We start from the raw sequence: 9,419 nt of genomic DNA, 5'->3' as shown, positions 1-9,419 counted from the left end.
GGATCTGTTTCCGTTGACTGGTCCGATCGGGCCGGTCTTTCGCAGTATGTCGCGTCGTTCCGAGAAGACCCGCTACATCAGCGACAACACCATCAATGCCGCGCTGCGCAGCATGGGCTACGACACCAAGGAGCAGATCACAGGTCATGGTTTCCGAGCCACTGCCCGGACCATGATCCGCGAATACCTCGGATGGGCGCCCGACGTTATCGAGCGCCAGCTGGCGCATGTGTCGGACGAGGAACTAGGCGGCAGTTACGACCGCACGACCTTTCTGGTGCAGCGCAAGACGATGGTGCAGCAGTGGGCCGATTTCCTGGACGACTTGGAAGCTGGGAAGGGGTTGCTGCTGCGCGACAACGTGCAGCAGTTCGTGCGGCCACCGGCGCGGCCGGTTCATCACGCTGAATCCGAACGCCTCGGGCAGTGAATGCTCCGGCGTCATGCTGAAACTTGTCCGTTTAGCATGGAAAGAGGTGGGTGACTTGCTGTCAAGTCGCTGGCAAGTTGTTCCTTAATTACGTCGCAAAATTTAATTTGACGATAAATTGGAACATACTCTGGGCCATGCTGCCGAATAGTCACGCTCAGCGCGTTCTCGACCTGCTGGCTCGGAAGGGGATGCTGCGTTCTAGCGACTTGGATGCCGTCGATGCTCCCCGGGTGGTGCTATCGCGCATGACCGCTGCGGGTCAACTGGAGCGGGTCGGGCGAGGCCTGTATCGCCTGCCTGACTCTCCGGGTTCCGAGCACGAGAGCCTGGCAACCGTCGCTGCCCGGGTTCCTCGGGCCGTGTTCTGTCTGCTCACGGCGCTGCAGCTCCACGAGCTGACCACGCAACTGCCGCGTCAGGTCTGGATCGCCATGCCGCGCGGCAGCCATGTGCCGCGGATCGACTATCCCCCCGTCACGATGGTCCAGTTCTCGGGCGAGGCCTATTCAGCCGGCATCGAGATTGTGGAACGCGATCAGGTCCCGCTGCGCGTCTATGGCGTGGCCAAGACGGTGGCAGACTGCTTTAAGCATCGCCACAAGATCGGACTCGACGTGGCCCTGGAGGCGCTGAGGGATGCCTGGACACAGAAGAAGGCCACGGCAGACGAGCTTTGGCACTACGCCGGGATCTGCCGCGTCGCTAACGTGATGCGCCCCTACCTAGAGGCCATCGTGTGAGCAAGGACCTTGCGGCGTCGGTACGAGCCCGTCTGCTGAACATCGCCAAGGCGCAGGGCGTGGACTTCAACCAAGTGCTCGTGCGCTTTGCCTTGGAGCGCATGCTGTACCGGCGCGGGCAGTCCGCGCACGCCGATCGCTTCCTGCTCAAGGGCGCCTTGCTCTTCACGCTCTGGTACGACATGCCGCACCGCGCGACGCGCGATGCCGACCTGCTCGGGTCCGGTGCGAGTGACTTGGGATCGGTAGCTGAGATCTTTCGAGACATCGCCGCCATGGCGGCGGACGATGGCATCCATTTCGATCCGGCGTCAGTCAAGGTGGAGGAGATCCGCAAGGATGCAGGCTATGCCGGGGCACGCATCCTGATCGCGGCGGACCTGGCCAAGGCCCGGTGCAAGACGCAGATCGATGTCGGCTTCGGAGACGCTGTTACGCCCGGTCCTTTGGACGCGGTGTACCCGGTGTTGATCGCTGACCTGCCGGCACCGCGCCTACGTACCTATCCGGTGTACACCGTCGTCGCGGAAAAGCTGCACGCCATCGCCGTCCTGGGCATGACCAACACCGGGCTCAAGGACTATTTGGATCTGTCGGTGCTGATGAGCCGTGAGTCCCTGGACGCCGACATGCTGGCAAAGGCCATCTCAGCGACCTTTACGCGACGCGGTACCGAAGTGCCGCGTTCACCGCCTTCGGGGCTTAGTGATGAGTTTGCGAACGACCCGTCGCGCCAAGCGCTGTGGCTGGCGTTTCTCCGAAAGAACGAAATGGCCCCGCGACCACTGGCAGAGGTCGTTGCGCTGCTGCGCTGCGGGTTGGCACCGGCGCTGCTGCGGGCGACCGCCGCGGGTATCGCTTGACCGACTGCTTTGTCGGGGCGCTTGCTTGGTCGTGCCTGCCGGTGCGCGAGGGAGCCGAGGCGGTGCTCGTGTTCGTAGCGATGTTGTCATGCCTGGTGTCAAGGGTCGGCGACGCGTCTAACTCGGACGACCAACGTGCTCTGCTGAACTTCGCAGTTCGTCAGCGGGCGAAAGCCTGAAGGATTGCCAATCCACACGTGCCGGGCTTCTGCGCGTGCTGCGTCTGGCCGAGCAACTGCGCATCCTGCACGGCAAGGGCGGCTTCGCGGCGTGGCTGGCGAATCTGGCGCGCACCGAGATGCTGGTGCTCGACGACTGGGCCCGGGCCCCGCTGGAGCCGGCGAGCCGGGTCATTGACGACCGTGCCGGTACTGTGGCTCGCGCCACGATCCTCACCACGCAGTTGCAGTTGCAGTTGCAGTTGCAGGTGGAGCACTGGCATGCCTGGCTGGGCGACCCGACCATAGCCGATACCATCCTGGATCGATTGCTGGCCAAGGAGCACCGCATCAACCTCTGAGCGGCCTTATGCGCTTCAAACCTTGCGTGACGCGCTTCACATGGGACTAGAAAGGCCCATGCCAACTCAAGCCGGCCTGAGATCCGGGGAAAAACGCAAATTGCCTGACGGACCTTCCGCCGCGCCTGCAGGCTTTGATCGCCTGTGTTTCCACATGGCCTCGGCCCAAAGTGGCAGCCGCAATGGCAAGGCGTCTGAAAGTCGTGCGATGTGATTGAACAGACAGTTGGCGGTAGCGCTGGTCCGAGGTGGCGTACAGCTAGGTTTGAGGCGGGGAAGCGCCACTGGCCATGGCTGTCGCAAACCGACCGCTCATGGCGAGGACATGGGAACTCAGCAACGCTTGCGTGTCCTCGAGTTTGCCGCTGGCGAACGCGTCGATGATGTCTTCGTGCTCGTCGGCTGGGCTGGGGTTGGCCCGGCTCAGGTTGCCTGACAAAAAGTTGCGCAGCGCATCGAAGCGCCCGGACATCAGGTAGTAGGCCTCGGCGAAGAAGCGGTTGCCGCAGTTGTCGAAGAAGACGTTGTGGAAGTCCGCATCCGACTTGCCATAGGTGAGTCTGTCTCCGCGCGCGGCAGCGGCCTGCATCTCCACATTGGCCGCCCGCAGCGCCGCCAGCGTGGCCGCTGCGCTCTTCTCCATGCACAGCGACATGGCCTGGCATTCCATGATCTTGCGGAACTCGCACAGGACGACCACCTCTTCCTGCGTCGGCAGGAATACGAAGGTGCCGCGCTGGGGCTGAATGGTCACCAGCCCCTGCATCTGCAGGGCGGTCAGCGCTTCGCGCACCGGCGTGCGGCTGACCTCAATGGACGACGCGATGCGTTCCTCCGAGATGTACTCGCCGAGCTTCCACTCACCTTCCACGATGCAGCGGCGCACATGTTCCGTGACGCGCGCCACGAGCGTGGGCGCGCGCGCCATGGGTTGGTGGCGCAGGGGGCGACGGACCGTCTTGTCACTGGTCGGTTCCATAGATCTTTTCCGAGACTGAAGCCCACTGTAGCACTCTGAGGTTCAGTACCTCACTAATTCATGCGGGCTCGATTTGCTCCCGGGTTACCACCTATGGGGAGGTGATTTGACTGAGGTACAGTGCCCCAGATCGACTGAGGTACCGTACTTCAGGCGTGAGGGTAACAGTATTGTGGGCGCCAAGGCGCTGTCGTCGGGACAGGTTTTTGGTGCAGTCGAGCGGCCGCAGTTCAGGAGAGACGGGTGACATACAAGTTCGATTTCGGAGCCTTGCTGCCGTACTGGGAGCAATTCGCCGAGGGGTGCTGGCTGACCCTGCGTCTGTCCGCCATTTCGGTGCTGATCGGACTGGGCATCGGGCTGGCCGCTGTAGTGTGCAAGCGCAGTGGGTTTAAACCCGTCAGCCTGGCGGCGCAGACCTACATCGAGGTGATCCGGAACACGCCATTTCTGGTGCAGGTGCTGTTCATCTTCTTCGGCTTGCCGACCGCTGGTGTCAGTCTTACGCCCATGGTTGCTGCCGTCCTGGCATTGAGCCTGAACCTTGGCGCGTTCTCGGCGGAGATCATTCGCACCGGCATCGAATCGGTGCCACGCGGGCAGTTCGAGGCGGGTGCAGCGCTCGGCCTGAGCCCATTCCAGACCTTCGTCTCCATCGTGCTCAAGCCTGCCCTGCGCACCATCTATCCGGCGTTGTCCGGTCAGTTCGTGATGCTGCTGCTCACTACCAGCATCGTGTCCTCGATCTCGGCGGAGGAGCTGACCTCGGTGGCCCAGAACATTGACTCACTGACCTTCCGCAGCTTCGAGGTTTACATCGTCGCCGCGCTGCTCTACCTGGCGATGTCGACCATCTTCTCGACGGTGTTCCGCCTGATCGACCGCGTGTACTTCTCCTACCCGACCAAGTGAGCCGGCCATGATTCGAGAATTCTCACTGACCGAAGTCTGGGTCATCGTCAGCGGCATCTGGGCCACGCTGGCCCTGTCGCTGATCGCGTTCGGTCTGGGCGGGCTGACCGGCCTGGGCGTGGCCCTGGCACGCACCGCGCCGATCAAGAGCCTGCGCATCGCGGCCGCGACCTTCATCGACTTCTTCCAGGGAACGCCGCTGCTGCTCCAGCTCTTCCTGGTGTTCTATGGCCTGCCGGTGCTGGGCGTGAAGGTGAACCTGTGGGTCGCCGCCGGCCTGGGCCTGGCCTTGCACGCGGGCGGCTTCCTGGGCGAGATCTGGCGTGGCGGCATCCAGGCGGTTGCGCGCGGCCAGTCCGAAGCGGCCGATGCGCTGGGCCTGGGGTACTACGACCGCATGCGCTATGTCGTGCTGCCGCAGGCACTGCGCATGTCGTTCGCGCCCACGGTCGGCTTTCTGGTGCAACTGATCAAGGGCACCTCTCTGGCCGCCATCATCGGATTCGTCGAGCTGTCGCGTTCGGGCCAGTTGGTCTCCAGCATCACCTACAAGCCGCTGCTGGCGTTTGGCCTGGTCGGCCTGTGCTACTTCGCCATCTGCTTCCCGCTGTCGCGCTACAGCGCGCGCCTGGAACGACGCTTCGCCGTCAACAACTGACCCCTTCACCCCAACCGCGGCACATCCGCACCCACTTCAGGAGACCTGAGAATGCTTCACAAGATCACGCGGCGCGCAGCCGTTGCCCTGGCCGTCATGGCGGCACTGACCGGCACGGCCCATGCCCAGAAGGTTGCCGACATCAAGAAGTCGGGCGTGCTCAAGGTCGGCGCCCAGGTGGCCCAGGTGCCGTTCGGCTTCACGGACAAGAACAACAAGCTCACGGGCTACGACATCGAGTTCGCCGAGATGCTGGCCAAGGACCTGGGCGTGAGGGCCGACTTCACACCCGTGACGGTGGCCAACCGCACCGCGGCCCTGCTGACGGGTCAGGTCGACGTGCTGGCCGCGGTGGTGTCGATATTCCCGGACCGTCAGAAGGTCGTGCTGTTCTCGCGTCCGTACTCCTACAACGAGGTCGTGCTCATCGGCAAGGCCAGCATGCCGGCGCTTGGCAACTGGGATTCCCTCAAGAGCTACCGCATCGGTGTGCCGCGCGGCAGCGTGCAGGACTCCGCTGTGACCCAGGCCAAGACGGGCGCGACCATCCAGCGCTTCGACGACGACGCAGCCGCCGTGCAGGCACTGCTGTCTGGCCAGGTGGATCTGGTGGGGGCTTCCAACACCCAGATCGCGCCGATCGACCAGGTCGCCGGCGCCGGCAAGTACGCCATCAAGTTCCCCATCTCGCGCAACTACCAGGGCGCAGCCGTGCGCCCGGGCGAGCGTGAGTGGATGACCTACATCAACGACTTCATCGGCCGCAAGATCGCCAGCGGCGAACTCGATGCCCTGTACAAGAAGTGGATGGGCCAGGAGATGGCCAAGGATATGCCCACCACCGGCGAAGGCGAAGCGGCGCTGGCTGTCATGCTGGCCAAGTAAGCGCCGCAACGATCCCGAGCGAGACTCCAGATGCTTCCCACAGATTCAGGTATCACGGCAGACCATGCGGTCGCCCATGTTGCCAGCGACGAGACGATCATCTCCATGGAGGACGTTAGCAAGTGGTACGGCAGCATGCGCGTGCTCACTGACGTCAACCTGAAGGTGCGCAAGGGCGAACGCATCGTGATCTGCGGGCCATCGGGCTCTGGAAAGTCGACGACGATCCGCTGCATCAACAGGCTGGAGCCCTTCCAGAAGGGCCGGATCGTCGTCGATGGGATCGACCTCGGCGCCAGCACGAAGAGCGTGCAGGCCGTGCGCGCCGAAGTCGGCATGGTGTTTCAGCAGTTCAACCTGTTTCCGCACCTGACGGTGCTGGAGAACTGCATGTTGGCGCCGATGAAGGTGCGCGGCACGAGCAAGGGCGACGCCGAAGCCATCGCCATGAAGTACCTGACCCGCGTGCGCATTCCAGACCACGCCCGCAAGTACCCTGCACAACTCTCGGGCGGCCAGCAGCAGCGCGTGGCGATCGCGCGGGCCTTGTGCATGACGCCCAAGATCATGCTGTTCGACGAGCCCACCTCGGCCCTGGATCCGGAGATGGTCAAGGAGGTCCTGGACACCATGATCGGCTTGGCCGACGAGGGCATGACCATGCTGTGCGTCACGCACGAGATGGGCTTTGCCCGCAGCGTGGCCGACCGCGTGCTGTTCATGGACCGCGGCGAGATCGTCGAGCAGGCGCCGCCCGAGGAGTTCTTCACGGCGCCCCGCCATGAACGCCTGCGCGACTTCCTCGGACAGATCCTCCACAAGTAACCAACGCCGCACGGCGACACCGCTTCGGCCAGCACAGAGCAGCCACGCTATCGATGCACATCGATTGCCGGGATGGCGCAGCCTTGTCTGTTGATCTGCGGTGACATGCCCTCCGGGTAGACACGATGACCGCACTTTCTCTCGCCCATCTCACCGCGCTAGATGTCGCCCCGCCGGCCTTGTTCGACCTGGCCGCCGCTACCGGCTACCAGAGCGTGGGCATCCGCATCCTGCCGGCCGCGCCAGGCGCCGTCGCCTACGCGCTCACGCCGGCAACGCTGGCCACGTGGCGCGCACGTGCCCGAGACGCGGGCGTGGGCGTCTACGACGTGGAATTCATTCCGCTGACGCCGGACGTGCAGGTCGAAGCCTATGCGCCGACGCTGGCCCTGGCGGCAGAACTCGGTGCCCAACGCTTGAATGTCTCGGGCGATGACGCCGACTTCGCGCGCCTGGTGGACCGGTTCGGTGTCATCTGCGACCTGGCAGGCCAGTTCGGCCTGGTCGTCGACCTGGAGTTCATGCGCTTTCGGGTCCTCGCCAATCTGGGCCAAGCAGTCGCGCTCGTGACCAAGGCGGGGCGTGCCAACGGCAAGGTGCTGCTGGACCTGCTGCACTTCCACCGTTCTGGCGGCACGGCCGAGCAACTGGCCGCCACACCCGGCGAGCTGTTCGGCTCGGTGCAGCTGTGCGATGCCCGGCTCGCCGACCCGGGCGATGCGGCGATCGTGGCCGAGGCCAGAGAGGGGCGGCTTCTTCCTGGCGAGGGCGAGCTGCCGCTGCTGGACTACCTGAACGCCTTGCCCCTGGACATCCCGATGGGCGTGGAAGTCCCGACGGCTGCGACCCATCCGGCCTGGGACGCGCACGAACGCGCCCAGCGCGCCAGTGCCGCCGCGCGCGCCGTGCTTGCGGCGCGCCAACCCGCGCGTTGAGCGGCCCACCGCCTCCGATCCGTCACTTCACCATCCTCAGAGGAAACATCATGACGAACGCTCTTTCTGGAAAGGTCGCCGTCGTCACCGGCGGCGCTCGCGGCATCGGCCTGGGCATCGCCCGGCGACTGACGCAAGACGGCGCACGCGTGGCGCTATGGGACCTTGGCTTCGACGGCTTCAGCAGCGAGCCTGCAGGCTTCGTGCCGGCGCTGACTCAGTCGGTCGACGTCTCCAACTTCGCCAGCGTGGAGCAGGCCTACGCCGACACCGTGCAGGCCCTAGGCCAGGTCGACATCCTCGTCAACAACGCGGGCATCAACGGTCCCGTGGTCAACATGTGGGACTACCCCGTCGAGACATGGGACAAGGTCATGGGGGTGAACCTGGCCGGGGTCTTTTACTGCACGCGCGTGATGGTCCCAGCCATGCGCGAACGCAAGCAGGGTCGCATCGTCAACATTTCGTCAATGGCGGGCAAGGAAGGCGCACCGGGCATCGCGGCCTACGCCGCAGCCAAGGGCGGTGTCATCTCGTTCACCAAGACCGTCGCGCGCGAACTGTGCGACAGCGGCGTGATGGTCAACGCCGTCGCGCCCGCCATGACCGAGACCGACCTGTTCAGGCAGATGACGCCCGAGCACATCGCCAACATGAAGAGCCGCATCCCGATGGGGCGCTTCGTCCAGGTGGACGATGTCGCCGCGACGGTGGCCTTCATCGTCGGCCCGGATTGCAGCTTCACGACGGGGTTCACCTTCGACGTGTCGGGCGGGCGCGCCGTCTACTGAGGCACCGAAGCAAGAAGCCATGCGCCGCTCCATTGGCACTGTCTCGCTGTCCGGCACGCTGGCCAACAAGCTCGATGCCATCGCGGCGGCTGCCTCGGCGGCATCGAATTGTTCGAGCCGGACTCCACCAATGCACGCATGTCGGCGGCCGGGCTTAGCTCGCGCTGCGCCGACCACGGTCTCAAGATCGAACTGTTCCAGCCCTTGCGCGACTTCGAGGGCATGCCGGCGGACAGCTTCGCGCGCAGCCTGGTGCGGGTCGAACGCAAGACGACTTCATGCAGGCGTTGGACTGCCCCTTGGTCGTGTGCTCCAACACCTCACCGCTGGCCTTGCCCGAGCCGCAGCGCGCGGCCGAGCAGTTGCGGGTGCTGGCCGAGCGCGCTGCGCGCAGGGGCCTGCGCATCGGGTTAGAGGCACTCGCTTGGGGCCGGCATGTGAACAAATGGCGCCAAGCCTGGGACATCGTGCAGCGCGCCAATCCATCCATATCTGGGTCTGTTCGTCGACAGCTTCCACACGGCTTCGTTGGGTGACAGTCCCGAGGGCATCGCCGAGGTTGGCGCCAAGCTGTTCTTCGTGCAGATGGCCGATGCACCACTGATGGGGCTGAACGTGATCGACTGGGCGTGGCACCACCACAACTTTCCTGGGCAGGGACAGTTCGATGTGGTCGGCTTCTTTGAGCAGTGCATGCGTGCCGGTTATCGGTAAGCGTATCCCCAAGGCCCTCTGGGCAGGGCTATGGCGGTCAGATATCCACGACATGGCGCAGCAGCGGGAAGCCGACGCGCCACGTAGTGCCATCGCCGGGGTCGATGCTGGCGGTGCGCTGGTTGATACGCACGATGGTCCCCACGACGGTGTTGAGGTACTTG

At 64.5% G+C, this 9,419-nt stretch carries 12 protein-coding genes and 1 pseudogene; 12 read left to right on the top strand and 1 reads right to left on the bottom strand.

Translation table 11 applies throughout. The features are described 5' to 3' along the window. The 4 genes and pseudogenes from QZ500_RS02915 to QZ500_RS02900 form a co-directional block, all read left to right on the top strand. Positions 1–430, top strand: a pseudogene (locus QZ500_RS02915) (integrase); the annotation flags it as partial. A gap of 137 nt (positions 431–567) precedes the next feature. Further along, positions 568–1,173 (top strand): type IV toxin-antitoxin system AbiEi family antitoxin domain-containing protein, encoded by a 606-nt coding sequence (locus QZ500_RS02910; RefSeq protein WP_058643470.1) that lies wholly within the window; start codon positions 568–570, stop codon positions 1,171–1,173. Next, complete coding sequence (locus QZ500_RS02905) at positions 1,170–2,036, top strand: nucleotidyl transferase AbiEii/AbiGii toxin family protein (protein WP_295850569.1); 867 nt, start codon at positions 1,170–1,172, stop codon at positions 2,034–2,036. The genes QZ500_RS02910 and QZ500_RS02905 overlap by 4 nt, the downstream gene beginning before the upstream one ends. Before the next feature lie 214 nt (positions 2,037–2,250). Next, positions 2,251–2,556, top strand: coding sequence for an ATP-binding protein (locus QZ500_RS02900; protein WP_058643468.1), 306 nt, complete (start codon positions 2,251–2,253; stop codon positions 2,554–2,556). 259 nt (positions 2,557–2,815) lie between these two features. On the opposite strand, the gene QZ500_RS02895 is transcribed toward QZ500_RS02900, so the two are convergent. After that, the gene (locus QZ500_RS02895; RefSeq protein WP_082702613.1) at positions 2,816–3,535 is read right to left on the bottom strand and encodes a GntR family transcriptional regulator; all 720 of its coding nucleotides are present in this window, start codon (positions 3,533–3,535) and stop codon (positions 2,816–2,818) included. A gap of 243 nt (positions 3,536–3,778) precedes the next feature. Here QZ500_RS02895 and QZ500_RS02890 point away from each other — a divergent pair, with 243 nt between their 5' ends. From QZ500_RS02890 to QZ500_RS02855, 8 genes are all read left to right on the top strand, one after another. Beyond that, positions 3,779–4,447: an amino acid ABC transporter permease gene (locus QZ500_RS02890; RefSeq protein WP_295850563.1), complete on the top strand. Its 669-nt coding sequence runs from the start codon at positions 3,779–3,781 to the stop codon at positions 4,445–4,447. A 7-nt stretch (positions 4,448–4,454) separates the two neighbouring features. Further along, a complete protein-coding gene (locus QZ500_RS02885; RefSeq protein ID WP_058643465.1) occupies positions 4,455–5,105 on the top strand; it encodes an amino acid ABC transporter permease in 651 nt (216 codons plus the stop codon). A gap of 51 nt (positions 5,106–5,156) precedes the next feature. Beyond that, entirely contained in the window at positions 5,157–5,990 is an 834-nt protein-coding gene (locus tag QZ500_RS02880) for a transporter substrate-binding domain-containing protein (RefSeq protein ID WP_058643464.1), read from the top strand. A gap of 105 nt (positions 5,991–6,095) precedes the next feature. Then, positions 6,096–6,815, top strand: a complete 720-nt coding sequence (locus QZ500_RS02875; protein ID WP_275936474.1) for an amino acid ABC transporter ATP-binding protein — start codon at positions 6,096–6,098, stop codon at positions 6,813–6,815. A 125-nt stretch (positions 6,816–6,940) separates the two neighbouring features. Beyond that, entirely contained in the window at positions 6,941–7,750 is an 810-nt protein-coding gene (locus QZ500_RS02870; RefSeq protein WP_295850559.1) for a TIM barrel protein, read from the top strand. Positions 7,751–7,800: 50 nt separating this feature from the next. Further along, positions 7,801–8,541, top strand: coding sequence for a glucose 1-dehydrogenase (locus QZ500_RS02865; protein WP_058643462.1), 741 nt, complete (start codon positions 7,801–7,803; stop codon positions 8,539–8,541). 278 nt (positions 8,542–8,819) lie between these two features. Continuing rightward, positions 8,820–9,077 (top strand): sugar phosphate isomerase/epimerase, encoded by a 258-nt coding sequence (locus QZ500_RS02860; RefSeq protein WP_242873818.1) that lies wholly within the window; start codon positions 8,820–8,822, stop codon positions 9,075–9,077. Then, the gene (locus tag QZ500_RS02855; RefSeq protein WP_058643461.1) at positions 9,070–9,255 is read left to right on the top strand and encodes a hypothetical protein; all 186 of its coding nucleotides are present in this window, start codon (positions 9,070–9,072) and stop codon (positions 9,253–9,255) included. The genes QZ500_RS02860 and QZ500_RS02855 overlap by 8 nt, the downstream gene beginning before the upstream one ends. The last annotated feature ends 164 nt before the right edge of the window (positions 9,256–9,419 follow it).

This window comes from uncultured Xylophilus sp. (genome assembly GCA_913776965.1).
In the GTDB taxonomy this organism is placed as follows: Bacteria; Pseudomonadota; Gammaproteobacteria; order Burkholderiales; family Burkholderiaceae_C; genus Xylophilus.
This window is presented reverse-complemented; position numbering and strand designations above follow the sequence as displayed.

Coding starts and splice junctions, on each gene's coding strand:
- QZ500_RS02880 (WP_058643464.1), top strand. CDS start 5,157: ATGCTTCACAAGATCACGCGGCGCGCAGCCGTTGCCCTGGCCGTCATG.
- QZ500_RS02885 (WP_058643465.1), top strand. CDS start 4,455: ATGATTCGAGAATTCTCACTGACCGAAGTCTGGGTCATCGTCAGCGGC.
- QZ500_RS02865 (WP_058643462.1), top strand. CDS start 7,801: ATGACGAACGCTCTTTCTGGAAAGGTCGCCGTCGTCACCGGCGGCGCT.
- QZ500_RS02870 (WP_295850559.1), top strand. CDS start 6,941: ATGACCGCACTTTCTCTCGCCCATCTCACCGCGCTAGATGTCGCCCCG.
- QZ500_RS02875 (WP_275936474.1), top strand. CDS start 6,096: ATGGAGGACGTTAGCAAGTGGTACGGCAGCATGCGCGTGCTCACTGAC.
- QZ500_RS02895 (WP_082702613.1), bottom strand. CDS start 3,535: ATGGAACCGACCAGTGACAAGACGGTCCGTCGCCCCCTGCGCCACCAA.
- QZ500_RS02910 (WP_058643470.1), top strand. CDS start 568: ATGCTGCCGAATAGTCACGCTCAGCGCGTTCTCGACCTGCTGGCTCGG.
- QZ500_RS02860 (WP_242873818.1), top strand. CDS start 8,820: ATGCAGGCGTTGGACTGCCCCTTGGTCGTGTGCTCCAACACCTCACCG.